23 protein-coding genes are annotated in these 25,343 nt (G+C 57.0%); 11 read left to right on the top strand and 12 right to left on the bottom strand.

The annotated features are described in order from the left end of the window. Window positions 1–116: 116 nt before the first annotated feature. From ACNT1W_RS03230 to ACNT1W_RS03220, 3 genes are read left to right on the top strand one after another with little or no spacing between them, the layout of a single operon-like run. Window positions 117–1,187 carry a hypothetical protein gene (locus ACNT1W_RS03230; protein ID WP_218218113.1) on the top strand — a complete coding sequence of 357 codons (1,071 nt, stop codon included), beginning with the start codon at window positions 117–119 and terminating at the stop codon, window positions 1,185–1,187. Beyond that, window positions 1,187–2,323, top strand: coding sequence for a BamA/TamA family outer membrane protein (locus ACNT1W_RS03225; RefSeq protein ID WP_419246409.1), 1,137 nt, complete (start codon window positions 1,187–1,189; stop codon window positions 2,321–2,323). The genes ACNT1W_RS03230 and ACNT1W_RS03225 overlap by 1 nt, the downstream gene beginning before the upstream one ends. After that, entirely contained in the window at window positions 2,323–3,489 is a 1,167-nt protein-coding gene (locus ACNT1W_RS03220) for a DUF4056 domain-containing protein (RefSeq protein WP_419246408.1), read from the top strand. The genes ACNT1W_RS03225 and ACNT1W_RS03220 overlap by 1 nt, the downstream gene beginning before the upstream one ends. On the opposite strand, the gene tusA is transcribed toward ACNT1W_RS03220, so the two are convergent. Next, window positions 3,465–3,710 (bottom strand): sulfurtransferase TusA, encoded by a 246-nt coding sequence (tusA, locus tag ACNT1W_RS03215; RefSeq protein ID WP_012004676.1) that lies wholly within the window; start codon window positions 3,708–3,710, stop codon window positions 3,465–3,467. The genes ACNT1W_RS03220 and tusA overlap by 25 nt on opposite strands. Window positions 3,711–3,930: 220 nt before the next feature. Here tusA and ACNT1W_RS03210 point away from each other — a divergent pair, with 220 nt between their 5' ends. Further along, complete coding sequence (locus ACNT1W_RS03210) at window positions 3,931–4,596, top strand: 7-cyano-7-deazaguanine/7-aminomethyl-7-deazaguanine transporter (protein ID WP_115183434.1); 666 nt, start codon at window positions 3,931–3,933, stop codon at window positions 4,594–4,596. Between the two features lie 137 nt (window positions 4,597–4,733). Next, the gene (locus ACNT1W_RS03205) at window positions 4,734–5,297 is read left to right on the top strand and encodes a DcrB family lipoprotein (protein WP_012004674.1); all 564 of its coding nucleotides are present in this window, start codon (window positions 4,734–4,736) and stop codon (window positions 5,295–5,297) included. 35 nt (window positions 5,298–5,332) lie between these two features. On the opposite strand, the gene glpC is transcribed toward ACNT1W_RS03205, so the two are convergent. The 3 genes from glpC to glpA are packed head-to-tail and all read right to left on the bottom strand — an operon-like array spanning window position 5,333 to window position 9,433. Continuing rightward, the gene (glpC, locus tag ACNT1W_RS03200) at window positions 5,333–6,532 is read right to left on the bottom strand and encodes an anaerobic glycerol-3-phosphate dehydrogenase subunit GlpC (RefSeq protein WP_012004673.1); all 1,200 of its coding nucleotides are present in this window, start codon (window positions 6,530–6,532) and stop codon (window positions 5,333–5,335) included. Beyond that, complete coding sequence (gene glpB, locus ACNT1W_RS03195; protein ID WP_419246853.1) at window positions 6,529–7,800, bottom strand: glycerol-3-phosphate dehydrogenase subunit GlpB; 1,272 nt, start codon at window positions 7,798–7,800, stop codon at window positions 6,529–6,531. Before glpB ends, glpC begins: the two co-directional genes overlap by 4 nt. Continuing rightward, window positions 7,790–9,433: an anaerobic glycerol-3-phosphate dehydrogenase subunit A gene (glpA, locus tag ACNT1W_RS03190; protein ID WP_419246407.1), complete on the bottom strand. Its 1,644-nt coding sequence runs from the start codon at window positions 9,431–9,433 to the stop codon at window positions 7,790–7,792. The genes glpB and glpA overlap by 11 nt, the downstream gene beginning before the upstream one ends. 365 nt (window positions 9,434–9,798) lie before the next feature. Between glpA and glpT the strand changes: the two genes are divergently transcribed. Both glpT and glpQ read left to right on the top strand, forming a co-directional pair. Next, window positions 9,799–11,154 carry a glycerol-3-phosphate transporter gene (gene glpT, locus ACNT1W_RS03185; protein ID WP_012004670.1) on the top strand — a complete coding sequence of 452 codons (1,356 nt, stop codon included), beginning with the start codon at window positions 9,799–9,801 and terminating at the stop codon, window positions 11,152–11,154. Between the two features lie 75 nt (window positions 11,155–11,229). After that, window positions 11,230–12,309 (top strand): glycerophosphodiester phosphodiesterase, encoded by a 1,080-nt coding sequence (glpQ, locus tag ACNT1W_RS03180; protein ID WP_012004669.1) that lies wholly within the window; start codon window positions 11,230–11,232, stop codon window positions 12,307–12,309. 35 nt (window positions 12,310–12,344) lie between these two features. Here the strand turns inward: glpQ and yigL are convergent, their stop codons facing one another. Continuing rightward, a complete protein-coding gene (gene yigL / locus ACNT1W_RS03175) occupies window positions 12,345–13,145 on the bottom strand; it encodes a sugar/pyridoxal phosphate phosphatase YigL (RefSeq protein WP_012004668.1) in 801 nt (266 codons plus the stop codon). An 11-nt stretch (window positions 13,146–13,156) separates the two neighbouring features. Next, window positions 13,157–14,194, bottom strand: a complete 1,038-nt coding sequence (pldB, locus tag ACNT1W_RS03170) for a lysophospholipase L2 (RefSeq protein ID WP_419246406.1) — start codon at window positions 14,192–14,194, stop codon at window positions 13,157–13,159. 142 nt (window positions 14,195–14,336) lie between these two features. On the opposite strand from pldB, the gene rhtB reads away from it, so the two are divergent. Continuing rightward, the gene (gene rhtB / locus ACNT1W_RS03165) at window positions 14,337–14,957 is read left to right on the top strand and encodes a homoserine/homoserine lactone efflux protein (protein WP_012004666.1); all 621 of its coding nucleotides are present in this window, start codon (window positions 14,337–14,339) and stop codon (window positions 14,955–14,957) included. A gap of 52 nt (window positions 14,958–15,009) precedes the next feature. Here the strand turns inward: rhtB and rhtC are convergent, their stop codons facing one another. Genes rhtC through pldA form a run of 3 tightly spaced genes read right to left on the bottom strand, consistent with a single transcriptional unit; the run spans window position 15,010 to window position 18,408 of the window. Further along, window positions 15,010–15,636 (bottom strand): threonine export protein RhtC, encoded by a 627-nt coding sequence (gene rhtC, locus ACNT1W_RS03160; protein WP_017891276.1) that lies wholly within the window; start codon window positions 15,634–15,636, stop codon window positions 15,010–15,012. Window positions 15,637–15,648: 12 nt separating this feature from the next. Further along, the gene (gene recQ, locus ACNT1W_RS03155; protein ID WP_017891275.1) at window positions 15,649–17,481 is read right to left on the bottom strand and encodes an ATP-dependent DNA helicase RecQ; all 1,833 of its coding nucleotides are present in this window, start codon (window positions 17,479–17,481) and stop codon (window positions 15,649–15,651) included. A 48-nt stretch (window positions 17,482–17,529) separates the two neighbouring features. Beyond that, window positions 17,530–18,408: a phospholipase A gene (gene pldA / locus ACNT1W_RS03150; protein ID WP_012004663.1), complete on the bottom strand. Its 879-nt coding sequence runs from the start codon at window positions 18,406–18,408 to the stop codon at window positions 17,530–17,532. A 200-nt stretch (window positions 18,409–18,608) separates the two neighbouring features. On the opposite strand from pldA, the gene ACNT1W_RS03145 reads away from it, so the two are divergent. Together ACNT1W_RS03145 and rarD are read left to right on the top strand one after the other, a co-directional pair. After that, window positions 18,609–19,079, top strand: a complete 471-nt coding sequence (locus ACNT1W_RS03145) for a thioesterase family protein (RefSeq protein WP_012004662.1) — start codon at window positions 18,609–18,611, stop codon at window positions 19,077–19,079. Window positions 19,080–19,143: 64 nt separating this feature from the next. Further along, window positions 19,144–20,031, top strand: a complete 888-nt coding sequence (gene rarD / locus ACNT1W_RS03140) for an EamA family transporter RarD (protein WP_419246405.1) — start codon at window positions 19,144–19,146, stop codon at window positions 20,029–20,031. An 8-nt stretch (window positions 20,032–20,039) separates the two neighbouring features. Here the strand turns inward: rarD and ACNT1W_RS03135 are convergent, their stop codons facing one another. Together ACNT1W_RS03135 and corA are read right to left on the bottom strand one after the other, a co-directional pair. Next, complete coding sequence (locus tag ACNT1W_RS03135) at window positions 20,040–21,098, bottom strand: AbrB family transcriptional regulator (protein ID WP_012004660.1); 1,059 nt, start codon at window positions 21,096–21,098, stop codon at window positions 20,040–20,042. Between the two features lie 111 nt (window positions 21,099–21,209). Then, the gene (gene corA, locus ACNT1W_RS03130) at window positions 21,210–22,160 is read right to left on the bottom strand and encodes a magnesium/cobalt transporter CorA (RefSeq protein WP_012004659.1); all 951 of its coding nucleotides are present in this window, start codon (window positions 22,158–22,160) and stop codon (window positions 21,210–21,212) included. Window positions 22,161–22,605: 445 nt separating this feature from the next. Here corA and ACNT1W_RS03125 point away from each other — a divergent pair, with 445 nt between their 5' ends. Beyond that, window positions 22,606–23,085 (top strand): WbuC family cupin fold metalloprotein, encoded by a 480-nt coding sequence (locus ACNT1W_RS03125; protein WP_012004658.1) that lies wholly within the window; start codon window positions 22,606–22,608, stop codon window positions 23,083–23,085. Between the two features lie 42 nt (window positions 23,086–23,127). Here the strand turns inward: ACNT1W_RS03125 and uvrD are convergent, their stop codons facing one another. After that, the gene (gene uvrD / locus ACNT1W_RS03120; protein ID WP_218218128.1) at window positions 23,128–25,290 is read right to left on the bottom strand and encodes a DNA helicase II; all 2,163 of its coding nucleotides are present in this window, start codon (window positions 25,288–25,290) and stop codon (window positions 23,128–23,130) included. Between the last annotated feature and the right edge of the window lie 53 nt (window positions 25,291–25,343).

Below are 25,343 nucleotides of genomic sequence, written 5' to 3'. Positions count from 1 at the left end.
GCGCATGATGTGACGCATTTTATGCACTATTAACTGTAGGGTTTTACTATATTCTCGCGCACTTGCATGACGGGACCGTCAAGGATGCCCCACCCTTAAATGCCAAGAGCCTAAATATGAAAAACTTTAATTATACCTATCTGTTATTTGTTCCAATGACCCTGCTCTCTCCCCTGAGCTTTGCACAGCAGCCTGAAACCGACAGTACGCAACAATTGATTGACCAGGCCCAGCGCCCCCCATTTACCCAAGGGGTGCTACCCGCCGCCAGCCATACAGCAGTAACCGCCGAAAAATCCCAGCCCCAACCAGAGCATCGCCTGCTGCCCATTTGGGGCGATGAAGCTCGAGCTCGCGGCTATGACCTGCCGGAACCCTTTGGCATCGGCGTCAATTACATGAACATGCGGCAGAATATAGAAGTCGATAGCATCAACTTTACCGGCTTGGGTTGGGATACATTCAATCTGCCGTCAAATTTGTTCAAAATCGATGTGGGCAAAACCCGCGAACAGAGCAAAACGGAAACCATGCGTCTGGATACCTGGGTGCTGCCGTTCCTCAATGTTTACGGCATCGTCGGCCATACCAAAGGCAGTTCTTTGTCCCAGGTCTCCGTTGATGCCGATCCCAGCCAACATTCAGAAATGATGGAAAAAATCATCGCCAATGTCGTACACGGCATGAATAAGCAAGGGACACTGCGCGATCTGGATTTCAAACTTGATTTCAAGGGCACCACTTACGGCGCGGGTGCCACAATAGTCGGGGGATATGACAACTGGTTCGCCTCGGTCGATACCAACTACACCCGTACCAGTTTCGATATCCTCGACGGCCAGATTTCCGCGCTGACGGTGTCACCCCGCGTAGGTTACCGTTTCCTGGTGCCCGGTATCAGTGGGCAGAGTCATCTAAACCTCTGGGTCGGCACCATGTATCAGGACGTGCAACAAGAGTTCAAAGGCAGCCTGTCTGATCTAAGAATGCCGGCAGAACTGCAGTCGCTGATGGCCCTGGCCAATCAGAAAGGCGAAGGTCGTTTCGAGGTTAAGCAGCATCTGCAATCCCCATGGAATGTCCTGGTTGGCACGCAATATGAGATCACACGAAACTTCAACGTGTTAACCGAGTTTGGCTTTAGCCAACGCAACAGTTTCATGGTTTCCGGTGAATATCGCTTCTGATGGCGATATTTACCCGCAGTTTACCCCTGGCCTTGTTAGTCCTGTTGCCCGGTGTTGATGCCGCTTTATTGTCACGTCAGCAAGTAGATGAAATGTTGGCCCCTCTGGGGTCTGACAACCGTTTCGACAGCAGCAAAGCCATCGATTGGGGTGTCTTGCCTGGCCCATTTTATACTCCCGAACTCGGTCTTGGCCTCGGTACCGCTATCGTTGGGATCTATCGGCCGGACAGCCACGACAACGTCAGCCAAAATTCGACGCTGGCGTTAAAAGGCTTTGTCAGCTCGACGGGGGCCTTTGGTGTCGGTTTCCAAAACCACAGTTTTTTCGCTGACGACCAATGGCGTTTCTTCGCCGACGGCTCTCTCAATAATATGCCCACCTATTTCTGGGGCACCGGCTACCAGGCTGGGCATAACGAGGGGAACAAGGAAAAGTACACTCAACAGTCATTCCAGATAGCGCCACAGCTGTTGTACCGCATTGCCAGCGCTACCTACGCGGGGGTTGGCTGGGACTTTTCCTCAACCCACGCCAGCGATCCCGATGAGGGTGACAGCAGCCTGCTAAGGGCTCAAAACGCCGGTGTGTCCTCACTGAGTTCAGGAATCAGCGGTTCGCTGAGTTACGACACCCGTGATTTCGTTTCCAATGCCAGTCGGGGTCAGTTTTTTCGCCTGAGCGACACTTATTTTGCACCGGAGTTGGGCGGTGACAGCCGTTTCAATGCCGTTGAAGGCCAATACAATGCCTACCACAGTTTGAGTGCGAAAAGCGTGCTGGCGTTGGATGCCTTCAGCCGCCTGACCACTGGCGAGGTCCCCTGGGACAGGCTGTCTGAGCTGGGTGACGACCAACGAATGCGTGGCTATTATCAAGGCCGCTACCGCGACAGGAATGTGTTCAGTAGCCAGGTCGAATATCGTCGCAAGCTAAACTGGCGGCACGGGTACGTGCTGTGGGCCGGTGCCGGAACGCTAAGCAGCAGGGCCGGCGATCTGGGCCGTGGTCCCTGGTTGCCTACGCTGGGAGCGGGTTACCGTTTTGAATTCAAACCGAAAATGAACGTACGGCTCGATTTTGGCATCGGGCGTGGAAGCAGCGGATTTTACTTTCAGGTTGGGGAAGCTTTTTAATGCGTTCTGTTGCACTGCTATTTTTTCTGTTGTTGCCCCTCTCGCTGCCCGCCAAACCGTTGGAAACGCTGATCACTTCGCATCCCGTCGGTGAAAGCCAAATTGCCTGGCCGGTGGCCGCGCCACTGCCACCACCGGGAGGTTTGCGCCCCTGCTGCGCCTTTGGCTATAACCTCAAAGCGCAAGCTTGGGGTATTCCCGTGCCGTTTTATCAATTAGGTAACCTGGTGGATGCCGACCGGCTTGGCACCCATCACTATAACGACAGCGCTTTCAACGCCATCAGCAACTTGCTGGGCATTGGCAGTGAGCAATTGGGCTTGATCTACACCCACCGGGGAGGGTTTATCGATATCGCCCACGTCCGCGATACCGCCGACAATACCCTCTTCCTGTTCAGCCAACTGCTACCCCGATTGGGTCAGCAGTGGTATATCGACCTTAGCCCTGAGCTGGCAACGCGTCGCATACAGCTTAACGCCTTTAGCCCACCTCAGGATGCAGCACAGCGCTATACGCTGGCGGCCTATTTGGCAGGAGAGATCGCCTTTCAAATGGCGGCATGGCATGAGATTGCACAGTGGTATGGCTACCGTTCCGTGCCGGGATTTTCTGAGGAGGTCTCGGCTTTTTCGCCGGAAGATTTGTATTCCAATCTGCTGGGGGCACGGCTGGCGATCGATGCAATTTTGCAAGGGCAGGCGACGTCTCTCACTGCCTACAACAGCGCCATTGAGAGGCTGCTCCCTCAGGCTCTGCACCAGCTTGGCGCGGTATCCATCGCGGCGACCCAGCGGCAGTTTGACGGTATTGACGGCGACTGGTGGGACAGCCATCGCCGGGTGCCGGAGAAGTTTCTGGTGTTAAAACGGGATTACGCCACCGGAAGCAATCGCCTGCCTGCGCTGCCCCCGTTCGAGAAGACCGCCCCACAGCGCCTGACGTTACCGCTACAGCTTCAGGGGTTCAGTCTGGCCAGTCTGGGCGAGTTGCAACTCTGGCCGACGGATGACATGCGCCATCTTCCAGCACCCGCCCACTATTACCGCCCACAGGATTTCAATGGCCTGGCATTGCATGCTCGCGCAGAAGACGCACAGCAAATATTACAAAACGCCAGGCAAACAGGCGGTGATAAACGTCAAACGCCTTTGCGCAACAAATAGCGGTAAGGCGCAGTGTCGGTTTCCTGCGCCACCAGCGTGTGTTCCATAAAGCGGCAGAACCCCGGAATGTCACGGGTGGTAGCCGGATCGTCAGCGATGATCAGCAGAGTTTCACCGTTATCCATATGGCGCACGGTTTTGCGCACCATCATTACCGGTTCAGGACAACGCAGCCCCAGCGCATCAAGCGTCTGGTCGGCCTGGGCAAATAAGTCAGTCATGCAATTTTTCTCGGTCGAAAACGATCGGCGAACGCTCGCCACATCTCATTAGCGCATAGTTTACGCCGGTAGTTTTTCTGTGCAAGATGCGTTAACGTTTGCGTTAAATTTAACCATTGCATTGGTTGCGCAAACGCGTATCATGCGGCCGCGACGCTTATTTCTCGGCGCAGAAAAGACATTCTGGGTTCCCTCACCCCACTATTAAAAAGGCTACAACATGTATTCGTTTACTGCTCGGCAGCGCCTTACCGCGTTGGTCTGGCTATCGCTGTTCCATATTGTCATCATTACCTCCAGTAACTATCTGGTGCAGTTGCCGATGTCCATTTTCGGCTTTCATACCACCTGGGGTGCTTTTACCTTTCCGTTTATCTTCCTGGCAACCGATCTGACGGTGCGTATTTTCGGCGCTCCGCTGGCGCGACGCATCATTCTTTCGGTGATGGTACCGGCGTTGTTCATCTCTTACGTGATCTCCACCGTCACCTATCAGGGTGAATGGCAGGGCTTTGCCGCCTTGGGTAGCTTTAATCTGTTTGTCGCCCGTATCGCCGTCGCCAGCTTTATGGCTTATGTGCTCGGTCAGATCCTCGACGTCCACGTTTTCAATCGCCTGCGTCAGCGCAGCGCCTGGTGGGTCGCTCCTGCCGCCGCCATGTTCCTCGGTAACATCAGCGATACCCTGTCGTTCTTCTTTATTGCGTTCTACAAGAGCAGCGACGCCTTTATGGCTAACAACTGGGTTGAAATCGCGCTGGTGGATTACAGCTTCAAGGTAATGATCTGCTTGCTGTTCTTCCTGCCGATGTACGGCGTACTGCTGAATATGCTGCTTAAGCGCATTGCCGCCCGCCAGAACGACGGCAGCCTGCAACCCGGCTGACCCATGTTATTATTGGCGGCCAGCCCCCCCCGGAGGCCGCCATCACCATCCGCCATGACAACCTCTGCTTGCATTTCACCCTGGAATAGGTTGCGATACGTGAGAGAACCCCTACCTGAAAGGAAGAAGGAAGCCCAATGCGTAAAGTAGCAAAATTGATGGGTATCAGCCTGTTAGTGCTTGGCCTGGCGGCCTGTGACGGCGAAACCAAAGACACCAAGGCATCGGCAGGCGATGCCGCAGCCAGCGCCCCAGCCGGGCAACAGGTAAGCTTGCTGGATGGCAAGCTGGCGTTCACCCTGCCGGCGGGCATGGCGGACCAAAGCGGCAAGTTGGGTAATCAGGCGAACAACATGCACGTTTACGCCGACAGTACCGGCCAGCGTGCACTGATCGTGATCCTCGGCGATAAAACGGCCGACAGCCTGGAAACCCTGAGCAAGCGTCTGGAAGATACCCAGCGCTCGCGCGACGCCAACCTGCAGGTGATCACCAACAAAGCCATCGACGTTAACGGTGTTCCGCTGCGTCAGTTGGACAGCATCATCACCAGCGGCGGCGAGAAAGCCTACTCCTCTATCCTGATCGGCACGCTGGACAACAACATGCTGACCATTCAGGTGACGCTGCCGGCGGATAACCAGCAGCAGGCGCAGAGCGAGGCCGAAGGCATCATCAAAACGCTGAAACTGAAGCAATAAACTTTTCCGGGGCGCAGTTCACAACTGCTGCGCCCTTAAGCCAATGCCTGCGCCAGCAGAGTGATCGGATGTTCGCAGCGCTTGCTGGTCGACATCTCGATTTGCCATTTGCAGGTTTCGCAGTCAGTCACCACCAAATCCACCCCGCTCTCCTCTATCTGGCGGAACAGCGACGCACCAATGCCCTGCGATGTCTCATAGTTCTCCGATTTAAAACCATAGGTGCCGGCAATACCGCAGCACTGCGAGTCCAGCACCACCAGTTCCAGCCCCGGTATCTGCCGCAACAGCTCCAGCGTATAGGCGGTCCAGCCCATTTTTTCCATATGGCATGGCGTATGATAGGCCACCCGCAGCGGCGTGTGCTTCAACGGCAGCTGGCGCCCTTGATTGATCAGGCGGTACAGATAGCGCGTCGCCAGCTCCACCCGTTCACGCACCGCCGAGGTGTCCACGTCCAGCAGGTGCGGGTATTCATCACGCAGGGTAAAAGTACAGCTCGATGAGGTTGCCACGACCGGGATACCCCGCTCCAACACCGTCTCGTGCAGCGATTCGGCGTTCACTTTGGCCTGTTTCCTGGCCTGGGCGATAAAACCGTTGGCGATCAGCGGTACGCCGCAGCATTTCTCCCGCTTGAGCAACTGCACGCCGATGTCCATCGCATTAAAGACCTTGATCAGATCCTTGCCCAGTTGCGGATGGTTGTAATTAACGAAGCAGCCGTGGAAGAACGCGACCTGCTCGGCATAACGCCGTTGGGCCTGCGCCTGCTGACGGTACCAGCGGCGGAAGGTACCGAACGAGTATTTGGGCAGTTCGCGGCGATGATCAATCTTCAGCGCCTTGTCGAGCAGGGCACGCACCGGCTTAAGCCCGGTAGCGGCATTAACAATCGGCGCAAATGGCGTCGACAGCGAGCCCATGAGATCGGTATGGCTGAGGATAGCGTCACGCAGAGTGGGCTTGCTCTGGGCAAAGTCGGCGCGGGCGCGCTGAATGATGTCGCCGATTTTGACGTCGGACGGACAGGCCACCTCACAGCGTTTGCAGTTGGTGCAATATTTCAGCGCCTCATCATACAGCGCCGGATCTTTCAGTCGCAGGCGCTCACCGTCCGGCCCCGCCTGTTTTGGCCCCGGATAGAGCGGATTCACCTTGGCCACCGGACAATAGGTGGTACAGACGGTGCATTTGATGCAATTCTCAAAACTGTTGTCTTTATGCAGGCTCATGGACGCTCCTCCTGTGCCGCAATCTGTTGCGCGACGTACAGCGCCCCAATCAGCGAAACACCCGCACCGCAGCCCTGCTGCAGGGGATCATAGCCGCCGGTCACTGCGCCGATGGCATACAGGTTGCTCAATGGCTCCCCCTGCCTTAAGGCACGCAGTCGGTCATCGGTTCGTACCCCAAATTGCAAATAGGGTTGCGGAGCAAACAGATTGCGATCGCTCCAGTCTGCGCGATCCGCACGGCTGTCGACATCCAGCCCAAACACCGGTTCACGTATGCCGTCGAAGCCCGCCACCAGCCCGTTGCTGAAGAAGCTGCCGCTGGCCAGCACCACCTGCTGCGCCAGCAATGGAATATCGGTATGGTTGCGGGTATAGAGGCCAGTGATTCGCCCGGCTTCGATGTCTGCCCGCAGTACGCTGTCACCCGGCATAAAAACGCCGCCCAGTTGCTGCAGACGCGAACGCAGCGCCTGATGCAGGCGCATACCCAGAACCGAAGGCGGCAACGTCGGTAACAGCAGAATCGGTTTACCCACCGCCGCCTGCAACGCGGCCAGTGCGCTATCATCTTCCAGCCCCAGACAGGCAGGCAGGAAAATCGCCTCGGCATCACCGGCCAACCGGCGCATTTCTTCTGCCATCGGCGTCAGGTTTTCCGGCAGATCCAGTACTCTGGCGATATTCACCGCCCGGAACTCACTGGGGTTGTTACGCAGCCGATCCAGCGCCGGCAAGTGCATATAAGCCACTTCCGCCTTGATGCCCAGCGTCTGTACCAGGGAACTGGCGGCCAGCTGTGGCTGAAAATCCAAAAATCCTTCAATGCCGATCACCGCGATATTTTTCCACGCTAGTTCGCCGTCCAACGGCGTGACCGGAATAGCCTGAGGACTAAGCCAGGTGGGCCGGCGCGTACCCAGCGGAGTCACCCGCAGATGATTACGCTCATTGCTGCCCTGCAGGCTCAAGCCGCAGCGTTGCAACAGCAGAGCCGCATCATCTGACAGTGCGGCCACCCGCTCAGCGCCGATCAGCGCATAAGGATGCCGTGGCGCTTGCAGCTCAAGTGCCGGTAGCGCCATCAACGGTGATTCCACCAGGGTGCCGTCGGGCAGCTGCGCCAGCAGATCAAGCGATCCGGACGAAAAATAGAGTGCACTCTGGCCTGAACTGACCACGGCGCAGCGCTTGCCTTGCTCTGCCAATCGAATGGCACAGCTCATGCCTGCCAGGCCACCGCCAATCACCACTACGTCAAATCGCATCATCGGCCTCCTGTTCCCCCCGGGCATCAAGCCCGCACAATCCCTGATAAACCCAACTGGTAAACTCACTTTCACGTAGCGCATCGCCCCAGGCGATCGGTCTTACCCCTTTCCAACGCTCGTTAAGGAAATGCGATAGCTGATCGATAGACTGCTGCGGGGTAGTGACGTTAAAACGCGTCAACAGCCCGGCGGCACGGCAGGCGCAAAGCTCCCCCTGGCAGGTGCCCATGCCGACGCGGGTGCGGCGGCGCAGATCGACCAGGTTATTAACGGTGAGGGAGTTCACCGCATAATGCACTTCACCAGCGGTCACCGCTTCGCATTCGCACACCAGGCTGTTATCCAGCCGATCGCCGGCCGGTACCTGACTGGCCCTGTCGCCGTGGCGATAAACCGCCGAGCCGCGAATGCTGGCAGGCAGGGAAACCACGCTGCGCACCGTTTCTTCCGCCGACTGCCGCGAACCGGGCAAGGCTTCCTGCGCGGTAGTACAGGGGCTGTCGATTCCGAGCTTTTCGCACACTTTATCGGTCGCCCACTGCGCCATCAGCCGGTAGGTCATCAGCTTGCCGCCGGTAATGGTGATAAAGCCTTCCAGGCCGTCGCGGCTGGCGTGATCGAGCAGCACGATGCCGCGGCTGACGTTGCGGCCGCTGGGGTCGTCGTCACTGGCTACCAATGGGCGCACACCGGCATAGGCGCGCAGAATACGCGTCTGCGCCAGCTCCGGCGCCAGCAGCGCCCCTTCGCGGATCAGAATGTCCACTTCCTGCGGCGTCACCAGCATGTTGTCGATCTGGTCATAATCAATATGGGTGGAGGTGGTGCCAATCACCGAGATGGTGTCGCCCGGCACCAAAATGTCGGCGTCCGCCGGTTTGCGGCAGCGGTTGATCACCATGTTGTTGATGCGGTGGCCGAGGATCAGCAAAGCGCCCTTGGCCGGGAACATGCGAATGCGCAGATCGGCATATTCCGCTATCTGCTGGCCCCAGATGCCCGCGGCATTGACCACCACTTCGGCATGAATATCGTAGCGCTGTGCAGATTGATGGTCGAAAACGCGCACCCCGGTAACGCGATCGCCCGAGCGAAGCAAACCGACCACCTGATGATAGGTGAGGATCTGCGCACCGTGCTCACGGGCGTCGAGCATATTGGCGGCGGTGAGACGGAAGGGATCGACAGTGCCATCCGGCACGCGAACCGCACCGATCAGAGCCGGGTTGGCCGCCGGCTCCAGACGCAGCGCCAGCTGTGGGTCGATCGCTTCGGCGTTGATACCGGCGCTGTGGCAGGAGGCAATAAACTGTTGTTGATAGTCCAGCGAATCCTGCGGCAGCGTAATAAACAGCCCATCGGTACGTTCGATGCAGTGGTGCGCAATACGCTTGAGGATTTGGTTTTCTTCTATGCATTCACGCGCCGACTCACCGTCGGTCACCGCATAGCGTGCTCCACTGTGCAGCAGGCCGTGGTTACGGCCAGTGGCACCGGTGGCAATATCGTGACGCTCCAGCAGTATGCAACGCAGGCCACGGCGCGCGCAGTCACGAGCAATGCCCGCACCGGTCGCGCCGCCGCCAATAATGATCACATCCGTTTCGTTATCCGGTGAATGGCTGCTCATGAGGCTCTCTCAGGATCCGTGATTATTAGCCTATTGAGCCACAGTCATTGGGGTCTTTGTTTGATAAGGAACAATAACGAACTCGAAACGAAAACCAAATGTCCACAAAAAACCATGAATGTGATCATAATCACGATTTTTAGGCGTTTTTCTATTTCATAACGTTAACGAATCGCTCAAAATCCGCCGGTGTTTCATATAAGTGTAACAATTGCGCCATCCATCACAGCGACACCAGGCTGTTTTGACTAGGATGACGCTCGTTATGGAACAAAAAAACACCACATTCGATATCCGCTCAATCATCAAATGAACGTAAAAGGTCATATTGATGTGATAACTAGATAAAGCCATCGGAGGCGCTCATGTTGAGTATTTTTAAGCCGGCAGCACACATTTCCCGTGTGCCGGTCGACAAAGTCGACCCGCTGTACCGTAAATTGCGCTGGCAGATTTTTATGGGGATTTTCTTCGGTTATGCCGCCTACTACCTGGTGCGCAAGAACTTCACCCTGGCCATGCCTTACCTGATCGACCAGGGCTTCAGCCGCGGTGACCTCGGTTTCGCGCTGTCCGGTATTTCTATCGCCTACGGTTTTTCCAAATTCATCATGGGGTCGGTTTCTGACCGCTCCAACCCGCGCGTGTTCCTGCCCGCCGGCCTGATCCTGGCTGCCGCGGTGATGCTGTTCATGGGCTTCGTGCCATGGGCGACTTCGAGCATCGCGGTCATGTTCGTGCTGCTGTTCCTGTGCGGTTGGTTCCAGGGAATGGGCTGGCCGCCATGTGGCCGTACCATGGTGCACTGGTGGTCGCAGAAAGAGCGCGGCAGCATCGTTTCGGTCTGGAACTGTGCTCATAACGTGGGTGGCGGTCTGCCGCCACTGCTGTTCCTGCTGGGCATGGCCTGGTTCAACGACTGGCATGCAGCGCTGTATATGCCGGCCTTCGGTGCCATCCTGGTGGCCCTGATCGCCTTTGCCCTGATGCGTGACACTCCGCAATCCTGTGGCCTGCCGCCGATCGAAGAATACAAAAACGATTATCCGGACGACTACAGCGAGAAAGCGGAAGAAGAGCTGACCGCCAAGCAAATCTTCATGCAGTACATCCTGCCGAACAAATTGCTGTGGTACATCGCCGTGGCCAACGTGTTCGTTTACCTGCTGCGTTACGGCATCCTGGACTGGTCACCGACCTACCTGAAAGAAGTGAAACACTTCACGCTGGATAAATCTTCCTGGGCCTATTTCCTGTACGAGTATGCCGGTATTCCGGGCACCCTGCTGTGCGGCTGGATGTCGGACAAGGTGTTCAAGGGCAACCGTGGCGCCACCGGCGTGTTCTTCATGACCCTGGTCACCATCGCCACCGTGGTTTACTGGCTCAACCCGGTCGGTAACCCTGGCATCGATATGGCCTGCATGATCACCATCGGCTTCCTGATTTACGGGCCGGTGATGCTGATCGGTCTGCACGCACTGGAACTGGCGCCGAAGAAAGCGGCCGGTACCGCGGCGGGCTTCACCGGTCTGTTCGGTTATCTGGGCGGCTCTGTCGCAGCCAGCGCCATCGTCGGCTACACCGTTGACTACTTCGGTTGGGACGGCGGCTTTATGGTGATGATCGGCGGCAGCGTCGGCGCAGTAGTTCTGCTGTTACTGACCATGCTGAGCGAGAAAAAACACCACGCGGAAATCGCTGCCAACAAACGCGGTTAAGCGTCATACCACTTTCGCATTATTTAAAGGCCGCACCGCGGCCTTTTTGCCACCTACAATATGGAGAACAACAATATGCGGACTCAAGTCAAAGCCCTGCTGACAGGGATTATCCTGGCCACCTCAATGGTCAGCGCCGCACAGGCTGCCGACAAGGTGGTGATCGCCCACCGTGGCGCCAGCGGTTATCTGCCGGAACACACGCTGCCGGCGAAGGCCATGGCCTACGCGCAGGGTGCAGACTTCCTCGAACAGGATCTGGTGATGACCAAGGACAACGAGCTGGTGGTGTTGCATGACCACTACCTCGATCGCGTCACCGACGTAGCCGAACGTTTCCCGGACCGCGCGCGCAAAGACGGCCGCTATTACGCCATCGACTTTACCCTGCCGGAAATCAAATCGTTGAAGTTCACCGAAGGCTTCGAGATTGAGAACGGTAAAAAAGTGCAGGGTTACCCTGGCCGTTTCCCGATGGGCAAATCCGATTTCCGCGTCCATACCTTCCAGGAAGAGATCGAGTTTGTGCAGGGTCTGAACCATTCAACCGGCAAGAACATCGGTATTTATCCGGAAATCAAAGCGCCATGGTTCCACAAGCAGGAAGGCAAGGATATTTCCAGCAAAGTACTGGCGGTGCTGAAGCAGTACGGTTATACCGGCAAGGGTGACAACGTTTATCTGCAATGTTTCGACGCCAACGAGCTGAAACGCATTAAAACCGAGCTGGAACCGAAGATGGGCATGGATCTGAAGCTGATCCAACTGATCGCCTACAACAAATGGCAGGAAACCTACGAGCAGAAGGCCGACGGCAAGTGGGTGGAATATGACTATGACTGGATGTTCAAGCCGGGCGCGATGAAGCAGATTGCCCAGTATGCCGACGGCATCGGGCCGGACTACCACATGCTGGTGGTGGCGGAGAAATCCAAGCCGGGCAAGGTAGTGCTGACCGACATGGTGAAAGAAGCCCATGCCAACAAGCTGGCGGTGCACCCTTTCACCATCCGTGCGGATGCGCTGCCGGACTACGTGACCAACGTGAATCAACTGTATGACGTGATTTACAACCAGGCGGGCGTTGACGGTGTGTTCACCGACTTCCCTGACAAGGGCGTGCAATTCCTGCAAAAGCAGGGCCAGCACAAGTAATACCGATTGGGGCGCCGCGAGGCGCCCCGTTCATATCAACCCAGGAACATCTTGCGCAGGTAGTGCGGCACCGCGTCATCGACGTTGGAGCCGATCACTTCCAGCTCCGGCAGCTTGTCTTTCAGCCGCTGGTGCGCGTCGCGCATGATGCAGCCCTTGCCGGCCATCGACAGCATTTCCAGGTCATTCATACCGTCGCCGAAGGCAATGCACTCTTTCAGCGTATAGCCGATGATCTTGGCCACTTCTTCCAATGCGTGACCTTTTGACACTCCACCGGCCATGACTTCCAGGCAGGTTGGGAACGAGAAGCTGACGTTAACCCGATCGCCCCAACGCGCATTGATGGCATCTTCCAGCGGCAACAGCTTTTCATGATCGTCACAGGTGAAGTACACCTTGCAGACGCCATCGGTTTCCAGCAGGCCCGGCTCGAACAGTTGATACTGGAAGACGGACTCCTGAAAGAACTCTTTCTGCTCCGGACTTTCGCGGTTAATGAACCAGTCGTCATTACGATAAACGTTAGTGGTGATGTCCGGATCGTTATGCAGCATACCGTAGAGATCGCGGGCAATGTCTTCGGCCAGGTTATGGCTGAAAATCAGCTCGCCGTCGGTGTTGTGCACGCGAGCGCCGTTGGAGGTGATCATAAAGGCGCTGATCTCGAGGTTATCGCGGATCTGCGCAACGTCGATATGATGACGGCCGGTAGCAAAGACAAAATGTACGCCACGCTGGGTCAGCAGCTTCAGTGTCTCTTTGGCGTAAGGGGACAGAGTGTGGTCGGGTGACAGCAGCGTGCCATCTAAATCGGAAGCGACGACGTGATACATAGCGGTAATTTCTAACCTCTAATGGTGTGGTCGGCGGTTGGGGTACCACCTAAGTGATGAGCAAAGAAACGCAGGATTGCGCTCAATGCTTCGGCGCGCATCGCGTCCCGCTCAAACAGGATCTCATGCCGTGCGCCTTCGATAACCTGCGGTTTTCCCCCTTCACAGGGATGTCCCGCTTCTGACAATGCCTGACAAAAAGCCTGATGAGAACGGTTGTCGACCACCCGATCCTCACCGGCCTGCAATAATAATAGCGGCGTGGTGATTTTAGCCGCCTGGGCGATGATTTCTCGTCCCGCCTGCAGGCTTTCCCGTACCCAGTGGTAGGTTGGCCCCCCCACCTGCAACTCGGGATAATCGGCGTAATAACGTAAACAGCGACGATAGCGCTCACGGCTGTGGGTCAACACGTTGACCACATAGGGTAGCGGTCGCCACTGACCGGTCCCTATCGCATAGTAATCGCGTACCTTCGGGTGTTTCTCCGTCCAGTTCAGTATGCGGTTGGCCATCCAACCCGGCATCGGCAAATAAATACCGAACATCGGTGCACAAAACGCAGCAGCGTCAAATGCCTGTGGCTGGCGGGCCAGAAACTGCGCCAGGATCGCACCGCCCATCGAGTGGGCCAAGGCAAAGTGCTGCCGGTAACCCAGTGGCACCACCTCCTGCTGATAAAACTGGGCGAAGTCATCAACGTAATCGGCAAAGTTTATCACATGACCACGGTGCATATCAGTCAGCAAACGGCCGGAACGGCCCTGCCCGCGGTGATCCAAAATCATCACGTCATAGCCGCAATGGAACAGATCGTAGGCAACCTCGGGATATTTAATATAACTTTCGATACGACCGGGGCTTACCACCACCACCCGCTGATGGCGAGAGGAACTGAAACGCACAAAACGGATGGATACGCCGCCGACGCCGCTGAACTCGCCTTCCTCGCGCTGCCGCCAAAAGTCCAGCAGCGGTCCCGTGGCGAAAGCAGCAAACTGCTTTTCACGCGTTAACCAGTCATCAGTGCTGAGAGTAAACGACGTCATCAAATGCTTTTCCCTGAGCCGCCAGCGGCAAAAATGTGACCTCTGGCACAAGAAATAATACTAGCGTATTGTGATTCAATTCTTACAAAAACCGAACCATTTTGGCACATATTGGCCATTGGCGCTTTCAGGGAGTACCTCAATGACCTTGGACTGGTGGTTAACCTACCTGCTGACAACCCTTATCCTCAGCCTGTCGCCCGGTTCAGGAGCCATTAACACCATGAGTACCGGTATCAGCCACGGTTATCGTGGCGCAGCGGCGTCTATTGCCGGCCTGCAGGTCGGGCTGAGCCTGCATATCGTGCTGGTGGGCATTGGCCTGGGCGCGCTGGTATCGCAGTCACTGTTGGCGTTTGAAATGCTGAAGTGGTTCGGCGCCGCCTATCTGGTCTGGCTTGGTATTCAACAATGGCGCGCTGCAGGTTCGCTGGACTTGCATACGCTGGCAGGCACTATGCCGCGTCGCCGTCTGTTCCGCCGTGCCGTGCTGGTGAATTTGACCAACCCGAAAAGCATCGTGTTTCTGGCCGCACTGTTCCCACAGTTTATTTTGCCCAACCAACCGCAGGCCGAGCAGTACCTGGTGCTCGGTATCACCACCGTGGTAGTAGATATTTTTGTCATGATTGGCTACGCCACGCTGGCCACCCGCATTGCCGGCTGGCTGAAAACACCACGCCAGATGCAGTTGTTGAACCGTATTTTCGGTTCACTGTTTATTCTGGTGGCCGGGCTGCTGGCTACGGCCAGAAAGGCATAATGCAAAAGGGCCGAACATGGCAGTTCGGCCCTCAAAATCTGTGCGGCAGTGTTTAGCGGGTAAAGATCAGGTGTAAACCAAAACCGGTAAACAGCACGCCCGCCAGTCCGTCTATCCACTTGGCCAGCCGTTGATAACCGCGGCGCATGGTCGGCAATGCAAACACCACCGCCACCAGGCTGAACCAGACAAAAGTCTCGGCGATGATCAGCAAGAACAAGCCCCAGCGTGCACCGGCCCCGACGTCGTCACCCACAAACAGTGAAAACACGCTGCCGAAATAGATAACCGCCTTCGGGTTGGACAGGTTGGTCAGAAAACCGCGGATAAAGCTGCGCCCAGGCTTCGGCAAGGCCACTTTCACCTCCGCCGCAGGCACCGACTGGGCATTTTGAGAACGGGCGGAGCGCAACAGTTGCCAGCCCATCCAGCACAGATAAATCCCACCGCCAACCATGATAATCTGATGCAGCCAGGCCATTTTTTGCAGGATCAGATGCAGGCCCATCAAGGCTACGCCCGCCCACACCACGATACCCAGTGAAATACCCAGCACGCCCATCATCGCCTCACGACGTGAGCGGCTGGCGGCGGTTTGCGAAACAAAAAAGAAGTCCGGCCCCGGACTCATCAGCGCAATCAGGTGCACCAGCGCCACGGTCAGAAACAGCATCAGCATGATTTATTGCCCTTAATCTTCGTCATTATCGAGGTGATCGCGGATCATCGCCATAAACGGCGCGCCAAAACGCTCCAGCTTGCGCTGACCGACACCGTTAACGCTCAACAGGTCGCCGGCCTTGATAGGCATCTGCTCCGCCATTTCCAACAAGGTGGCATCGTTAAACACCACATAAGGCGGGATATTTTCTTCGTCGGCAATCGATTTTCGCAACTTGCGCAATTTGGCGAACAGTTTGCGATCGTAATTGCCGCCGTAGGACTTTTGGTTACTGCTGCTGCGGGCCTTCAGGCTCTGGATGCGCGGTACCGCCAGTTGCAGTTCCAGCTCACCCCGCAACACCGGGCGCGCGGCCTCGGTCAGTTGCAGCGCCGAGTGCATGGCAATGTTCTGGGTGATAAAGCCCAGGTGGATCAACTGACGCAGCACGCTGGTCCAGTGTTCGGTGGTCTGCTCGCGACCAATGCCGTACACCGGCAGTTTCTCATGTCCGTATTCGCGGATACGCTGGTTATTGGAACCGCGCAGCACTTCGACAATGTAACCCAGCCCGAAACGCTGGCCGACGCGATACACACAGGACAACGCCTTGCGCGCATCTTCCAGCCCATCGTAACGCTTGGGAGGATCCAGGCAGATATCGCAGTTGCCGCAGTTCTGGTGTTTACCCTCGCCAAAATAGTTGAGCAGCACCAAGCGGCGGCAGGTTTGCGCTTCGGCAAAAGCCCCCATGGCGTTCAACTTGTGGCGCTCGATATCCAGCTGCTGCCCGGCGGGCTTTTCCTCCAGACAGCGGCGCAGCCAAGCCATATCGGCCGGGTCATACAGCAGGATCGCCTCGGCCGGTAAGCCGTCACGCCCGGCGCGGCCGGTTTCCTGATAATAAGATTCGATATTGCGCGGAATATCAAAGTGCACAACAAAGCGCACGTTGGGTTTGTTAATGCCCATGCCAAAGGCGACGGTGGCGACCACTACCTGCAAATCGTCGCGCTGGAACGCTTCCTGCACCTGCGCGCGGCGGTCGTTGTCCAACCCGGCATGATAGGCTCCCACGCTCAGCCCACGGCTTTGCAGGCGGGCAGTGGTGTCTTCGACCTTGGCGCGGCTGTTGCAGTAAATGATGCCGCTTTTGCCACGTTGGTCCTGCACAAACCGCCACAGTTGGTCGAGCGGCTTGAATTTCTCCACCAGCGTATAGCGGATGTTTGGCCGGTCAAAGCTGCTGACCTGCACCAGCGGATCCTGCAATGCCAGCAGGCGGACTATGTCACCACGAGTCGATTCATCAGCGGTCGCGGTCAACGCAATCACCGGCATATCAGGGAAGCGTTGCTTCAACAGCCCTAACGCGCGGTATTCAGGCCGGAAGTCGTGACCCCACTGCGAAATACAGTGCGCTTCGTCCACCGCCAACAAGGCAGGTGGGTTGCCGCCGAGCTGATCGAGGAAACTGTCCATCATCAGCCGCTCGGGGGCGATATACAGCATTTTGATCTGGCCGCTGCGGCAACCCGCCATCACCTCGAGCTGCTGCTCACGCGTTTGCGTTGAGTTATAGCAGGCAGCGGCGACGCCATAGGCCAGCAGTTGATCGACCTGATCTTTCATCAGCGAGATCAACGGGGAAACCACTAACGTCAGGCCATCCATCACCAGCGCCGGGATTTGGTAACACAACGATTTACCGCCACCGGTCGGCATGACCACCAGGCAATCCTGCCCGCCGATCGCCGTGTTGATAATCGTTTGTTGACCCGGTCGGAATTGCTGGTAGCCGAAGGTATCGCGTAATACCTGCTCGGCCAGCAACTCTTTGTTTATCACTGCTGCGGTTGACACACACTTCCCCATTTTTTGCTGCGATACGCCGCCTTTATGACGGCCGGATTACATAATATCGTTAAGCATGACACCAACGCCAACCCGTGTCTGCCGGAAGTTGTAATCAATCAAGGATTCGCCGTAACCGCTGAACACCTGAGTGTAGAAACGCACGTGCTTGCTGATCGGGTAGCTCCAGCCTAATTCCGCGCCGCCATAACCGCTGTTCCAGTTGTAATGGCTGTCGACACTGAACACGCTGTCACCCCAGGCATAGCCCACTTTCAGACGGTAATAGCCCATGTATTTGGTGATGTCCGGGTTATCGTCACTGCTGTCGCTTTCCGAAAAGCGGAACCAGGGCTTGAGATCCACCTGCCAGTTGCCGTTTTGTGCCATAAAGCGCGCATAACCCCGGTTCCAGCTGCGTGAAGTGGGATCAGAACGGCCGTTGGACTGGTGATTCAAGCCCACTTCAACGTCACGCAGCGTCCAGCCGGCGAAGCTATAATCGGTCGCCCACCCCAGGAACACCTGCGGCTCGTAGTTGGTCTCACGGAACGGGGATGACTCACTGTGGTTAGAAAGCTGCCACCAGGAGCGCTGAGTATAAGAGGCGCCCAGCACCGAGTTATCACCGGCAATGCCACGCCACAGTGGGAACGCCAGGCTGAGTTGGAATTTGACCTCGTCCTTGCGGGCATTATCGGCCCAGTTATAGGACTGGATGGCCTCTTTGTTGATATTGCTGGTATCGGTATACAACACGTAGTTGGTGTCATACGGATACAGCGTGAATGGGTTGTCGTGATCCTGCAGCATGTTGGCAATAATGCTGCCGCGCACCGCCGGTTTATCATGAATTTGCTGCTCTTTGGCTTCTTCCGCCTGAGCCAGCGGAGCCGCCGCCAGCGTGGCCAAAATGAACCCTGACAAAATGCGCATAACGTTCCTCACCCCAACAAAATTGACAAATTCTGAAATAAAAACAGGCCATTTTACACACAAAGGGAGCTTTACAGCAGTACGGAGTGTATTTATTGGATTAGTCTGGAAAGCAACAAAATATAGGCATAATATCAACAAACGGTTAACCTGGACTGACCAGTTAGCTTTCCCTACTACACAGAAAAGAATGGGTATTTATGTCTACCACACCACTGACACTTGAAGCCGCCCGCCAGAAAATTGGCGAGATCTTTGTTTATCACATGCCGTTTAACCGCGAGCTGGGCCTGGAACTGCGCCGCTTTGACGACGACTATGTGGAGCTGAGTTTCACCAACCAGCCCAAGCTGGTGGGCAATGCCGCCCAGAAAATTCTGCACGGCGGCGTGATCGCCTCGGTGCTGGACGTCGCCGCCGGGCTGGCGTGCGCCGGCAGCGTGTTAATGCGTCTGGATCCGTTGATCGAAGAAGAAGTCGCTACTCGTCTTTCCCGCATGGGAACCATAGATCTGCGCGTTGACTATCTGCGCCCTGGCCGTGGCGAGCATTTCGTCGCCGCCGCCAGCGTATTGCGCAGCGGCAATAAAGTCGCGGTCGCCCGCGTCGAACTGCATAATCACGATGGCCTGCATATTGCCAGCGCTACTGCCACCTACCTGGTCGGGTGATTGTGTGCGGTGAGCGTCTTAAGTACACTCACCGCATCTCCGTTTTACCCATCTGAGTAACGTCATGGACGCACAGCAAACACGGCAGGGCATCTTCTTTGCTCTGGCCGCCTATTTTATTTGGGGCATCGCCCCTGCCTATTTCAAGCTGATCCAACAGGTGCCTGCCGACGAGATCCTCACCCATCGGGTGATTTGGTCGTTCTTCTTTATGCTGGCGCTGATCACTCTCGGACGTAATTGGTCACAGGTGCGGGCCGCCTGCCACGACCGTAAGCGGCTGTTGCTGCTGGCGGTGACCGCGTTGCTGATCGGTGGCAACTGGCTGCTGTTTATCTGGGCGGTAAATAACCACCACATGCTGGAAGCCAGCCTGGGCTATTTCATTAATCCGCTGGTGAATGTGCTGCTGGGGATGTTGTTCCTGGGCGAACGCTTCCGTCGGATGCAGTGGTTGGCGGTGGCACTGGCTTTTGCCGGCGTCCTGATCCAGCTATGGCAATTCGGCTCGCTACCGATTATCGGTCTGGGGCTGGCATTCAGCTTTGCCTTCTACGGCCTGCTGCGCAAGAAGGTCGCCATCGACGCGCAGACCGGCATGCTGATCGAAACCCTGTGGCTGCTGCCGGTAGCGGCCGCCTATCTGTTCCTGTTCGCCGACAGCCCGACCAGCCACCTCGGTGCCAATGCCTGGTCGCTGAACCTGTTGCTGGTGGCCGCTGGTATCGTCACCACCATACCGCTGCTGTTCTTTACCGCTGCGGCTACTCGTCTGCGCCTGTCGACGCTCGGCTTCTTCCAATACCTCGGCCCCACGCTGATGTTCCTGCTGGCCGTGACCTTCTACGGTGAAACCGTCGGACAGGACAAACTGGTCACCTTCGGCTTTATCTGGGCGGCGCTGCTGCTGTTTATCCTCGACGCGCTCTACACCCAGCGTAAACTGCGCTGAGGTCAGAGCTAGGTTGAGGCCGGCGTGGCGTGGTTGGAAATAAACCGCGCCATCGCCGGCCCCGTCAGCAGAATAGTGAACAGCCGCAGTGTCTGCATCGCCATCACAAAAGACATGTCTACCCGGCTGCCGGCGGCAATGATCGCCACGGTATCCAATCCGCCTGGGCTGGTCGCCAAATAGGCAGTCATCAGGTCTACCGGCAGAAAGTGCGTCAGCATCCACGCCAGCAGGCCACAAAACAGCATCAGCGCGACGATCGACACCACCATCTGCGGCAGAGTCCGCAATGCCAGTAGAAATATCGGCCGGGTAAAACGCAGCCCGACGCTCCAGCCAATCAACGTATAAGCCAAGGCCAGTAGCCACTCTGGTATCTGCAGCGCCATCGTGCCGCTGGAATGCAGCGTCGCACCGATGATCATCGGCAACAACAGCGCGCCGGACGGGATACGCAGCCGAGGCCCCAACCAGGCACCGACCATAGCTACGCCCAGCGTCGCCGGAAAACGCCAATCCAGCGACGGGAACCATTCCAGCGCCGCACTGCCGTGCCCTGCCTCATCACCCAGCCCAATGCGGGCCACCATCGCCGCTGCGGTCGCGACAAACAGTACCCGCAGATACTGCATAAATGCCACCAATCGAACGTCTGCGCCAAAATCACCGGCCATGGCTACCATGGCCGACGCTCCGCCGGGCGACGAGCCCCAGGCACCGGTCGGCCCAGGCAGGCCGCTAAAACGCACCAGGCACCAGCCGGAAATGCCACTGGCCAGCAGCGTGGCGATCAGCACCAGCAGCACCAGCGGCCAGTCATCGAGTAACGGCGTGAGAATAGCGGGAGAAAGGCTTTGTGCAATCATGCAGCCCAGCACCGCCTGCGCAGCGATAAACAGGTAGCCGGGAATGCGCACCGTAGCGCCCAGCAGCCCCATGGCTACGCCGACAATCATCGGCCCCAGCAACAGCGCAGCGGGAATATGGAAGGTTTGCAGGCCAAACCCCAACACCAGCGAAGCCAGCAGCAGGATTGACCATTGAATCAAGCGGGGGAACTTCTCCATCAAAACGCATGCCTTACAGACAGATAAGCCGTGGGGGCATTCTAACCCTATTTAGCAGGCTAAGCGTTGGCCAACGGCAGAAATATCGGGCGAACAGGTTCGCCCGTCAGCTTACAGCCAGTTCTTGCGTTTGAAGTACAGATAAGGGGCCAGCCCCGCCAGGATCATCAGGCTGATGGCGCCGGGATAACCGAACGACCACTTCAGCTCCGGCATAAACTCAAAGTTCATCCCGTAGCTTGAGGCCACCAGCGTTGGCGGCAGGAACACCACCGAAACCACCGAGAAGATCTTGATGATGCGGTTCTGTTCGATGTTGATAAAGCCCATCGCCGCCTGCATCAGGAAGTTGACCTTCTGGAACAGCGATTCGTTGTGCGGCAACAGGGATTCGATGTCGCGCAGCACTTCACGCGCCTGTTCCAGCTGACCGGTTGGCAGCCGCGCCTTGCGCACCAGGAAGTTCAGCGCCCGTTGGGTATCCATCAGGCACAGACGGACCTTCCAGCCGATATCTTCCAGTTCGGCCAGCGTCGACAGCGCCTCGTCGTATTCATCACCCTGATGGCCTTCCATGATTACCCGGCTGAGCTTTTCCAGATCGCTGTAGACGTTTTCGATCTCGTCCGCCAACTGCTCAATCTTGGTTTCGAACAAATCCAGCAACAGCTCGTAGGCGTTGCCGTCAACCATCGTCAGATTACGGGCACGCATGCGGTACAGGCGAAACGCCGGCAGTTCACGCTCACGCAGGGTATACAGGCGGCCATCGCGAATGGTGAAAGCCACGGTGGAGTTGCCGGCATGGTCTTCCGCATCTTCAAAATAGAAAAAGGAGTGAATATGCAGACCGTCTTCGTCTTCGAAGAAACGCGCGGAAGCTTCGATATCGTCCAGCTCCGGGCGTGTCGCCAGGCTTTGGCCCAGCTCGTTTTGCACGCGCTCACGTTCGCCTTCTTCCGGCTCAACCAGGTCAACCCACAGTGACGTAGTGAGGTCATCGGAGTCATCCAACTCCAGACGGGACAGGCGGCTGTTATCTAATTTAAACGCGCTTAGCATCTGCTAAAACTCCCTTGGGGTGACAGGGGTAAACAACGCGTGGAAGCACAGAAACAGGGGGATGTTGTATCACCAGCTTGTTTCAGACCATGTAAGGATCTGACTCATAGCGACACTGAAGAGGTCGCCGACAACCACGAAGGCTATCAGCTCAATGGGATAGCCTTAGAAGTTGCACCTGTTGTTGTCCAGGTCAGTGAGCCAGTATCTACTGGGTGTGTCCAAGGCGTATGTCCTCATTGATAATAGTGCGCGCATGTTACGCCGAGAAGAAAAAGTCTGTCAACCGGTTAGGTCCGATAATTGCGCAACAATTCATCGCTATAACCAATGGGGGAAATCAGCAAAATCGGCGATAAAGGGTAACGAAAAAGCTGCGACGATCTCTGACCACGCGCAAGAATGTTGCTAAGATTAGGCCACGATAAGCTTGCGGACTTTACCGATGAAACAAATTACCGCCCACGACCTGACCGCCATGAGTGAACAGGCCGCTAAAGTGGCACGCCTGCGCGCGCACCGTACGTTACACGAAGAGTTGAGCGACCCGGTGCAGCGACTGGCAATTGCCATGGAACCCGGCACCTATATCCGCCCCCACCGCCATCCGCAAACCTGGGAGCTGCTGACCCCGCTGCGCGGCCGTTTTGTGGTGCTGCAGTTTAACGAGGACGGCGTCGTCACCCAGCGCACCCTGCTCGGCGAAGAAACCAAAGTGCTGGAGATGCCGGCGTTTACCTGGCATGCCGTGCTGTCGGTTGATCCGGGTGGCGTGGTATTCGAAGTGAAGCAAGGGCCTTATCAGGCGCTGTCGGAAGAAGACTGCATGCCGTGGGCACCGCAGGAAGGGGCCGAAGGTACCGAAGCGGTGATGCGTTGGTATGCCACCGCGCAGATCGGCGATCGCTATACCCATACTGTTTGATGTCACCATAGGGGCGATAACTCGCCCCTGCCGGCACCGGGTTTACACCGCCTCCAGGCGGGCGTAAGCGGCCACCAGCCACTTGATGCCTTCACCCGGGAAAGCAATCTGCAACCGGCTGTGTTCGCCGCTGCCTTCCAGATTGACGATAGTCCCTTCGCCAAACTTGGGGTGGCGCACTCGCTGGCCCAGCTTGTAACCGGTGTCGTTTTCGCTGATCGGCGTGCCCATGCGGCGGTGATTCGCCGGCCGTGAGACGCTGGCGCGCAAACGCACTTCTTCCACACACTCCTCCGGCAGTTCGCCGATGAAACGTGAAGGCCGGTGATAAACCTCTTTGCCGTACAGACGACGGGTTTCGGCATAGGTCAGCGTCAGTTTCTGCATGGCGCGCGTCAACCCAACGTAGGCCAGGCGGCGCTCTTCTTCCAGCCTGCCGCCTTCGTCCAGCGACATTTGGCTCGGGAACATCCCCTCTTCCATGCCGACGATAAACACCTGCGGGAACTCCAGCCCCTTGGCCGAGTGCAGGGTCATCAACTGCACCGCGTCCTGATAGGCATCGGCCTGCCCCTCGCCCGCTTCCAGCGCAGCATGTGACAGAAACGCCTGCAGCGGCATCAGATCCTGATCTTCATCCTGATAGCTGTACTGGCGCGTTGCCGTCACCAGTTCCTCAAGGTTTTCGATACGTGCCTGACCTTTTTCGCCCTTCTCCTGCTCATACATAATGAACAGCCCCGAATCGCGGATCACCCGATCGGTCTGAACGTGCAGTGGCATATCGGCGGTTTCGTGCGCCAGTGAGTCCACCAGCTCGGTAAAGCGTTGCAGTGCTGATGCCGCGCGCCCGGCCAGCACCTTGTCCTGCAACAGTGCGCGGGTGGCCTGCCACAGGGTCAATTGACGATCGCGGGCCGTACGACGCACTTCGTCCAGCGTCCGGTCGCCAATGCCACGCGTCGGCGTATTCACCACGCGTTCGAACGCAGCATCGTCGTTGCGGTTAGCGATCAGCCGCAGGTAGGCCAGGGCATCCTTTATCTCCTGACGCTCGAAGAAGCGCTGCCCACCGTAAATACGGTATGGCATCGCCGTTTGCAGCAGCGCCTCTTCCAGTACGCGCGACTGGGCATTGCTGCGATAAAGGATGGCGCAATCATTCAGCGCACCGCCGTTTTCCTGCCAGGCTTTGATACGGCCCACTACGAAGCGCGATTCATCCAGCTCGTTGAAAGCACAGTAGACTGAGATAGGCTCGCCTTCGCCGCCTTCGGTCCACAGATTTTTCCCCATGCGTCCGCCGTTGTTGGCGATCAGGGTATTGGCCGATTTCAGGATATTGCTGGTCGAGCGGTAGTTCTGTTCCAGAAGTACGCTTTGCGCACCGGGGAAATCCTTCAGGAAGCGTTGGATATTTTCCACCTGAGCGCCGCGCCAGCCGTAGATCGACTGATCATCGTCGCCGACGATCATCACGTTGCTGTTATTGCCGGCCAGCAGGCGGATCCAGGCGTACTGAATGCTGTTGGTATCCTGAAACTCGTCCACCAGCACGTTGGTGAAGCGTTCGCGGTAATGATTGAGGATATGCGGCTTGTTCAGCCACAGCTCATGGGCACGCAGCAACAGCTCGGCAAAGTCCACCAGCCCGGCGCGATCGCAGGCTTCCTGGTAGGCCTGGTAGATACGCAGCCAGGTCGCTTCCACCGGGTTGTTGTAGGTTTCAACGTGCTGCGGGCGCAGGCCCTCATCTTTTTTGCCGTTGATGTACCACATTGCCTGACGCGGCGGCCATTGCTTCTCGTCGATATTCAACGCTTTGACGATACGCTTGAGCAGGCGGAACTGGTCGTCGCTGTCGAGAATTTGGAAATCCTGCGGCAGGTTGGCATCCAAATGATGAGCGCGCAGCAGCCGATGAGCCAGGCCGTGGAAGGTACCAATCCACATGCCGCCCTGGCTGGTGCCAATCAGGTGTTCGATACGGTGGCGCATTTCCGCCGCCGCCTTGTTGGTGAAGGTCACCGCCATAATGGAATACGGCGAGCAGTTCTCTACCGCCAGCAGCCAGGCGATGCGATGCACCAGCACCCGGGTTTTACCGCTGCCCGCGCCGGCCAGTACCAACAGGTTGCCACGTGGCGCCGCCACCGCTTCGCGTTGTTTTTCATTCAGGCTGTCGAGCAGATCGGAAACGTCCATAGGCACCATTAATTGGTAAGGGAAAGCGCGTCAGAGACGCGATTCCACTGGGA

Origin of the sequence: Serratia sp. NFX21 (genome assembly GCF_048517035.1) — a bacterium.
In the GTDB taxonomy this organism is placed as follows: Bacteria; Pseudomonadota; Gammaproteobacteria; order Enterobacterales; family Enterobacteriaceae; genus Serratia; species Serratia quinivorans.
This window is presented reverse-complemented; position numbering and strand designations above follow the sequence as displayed.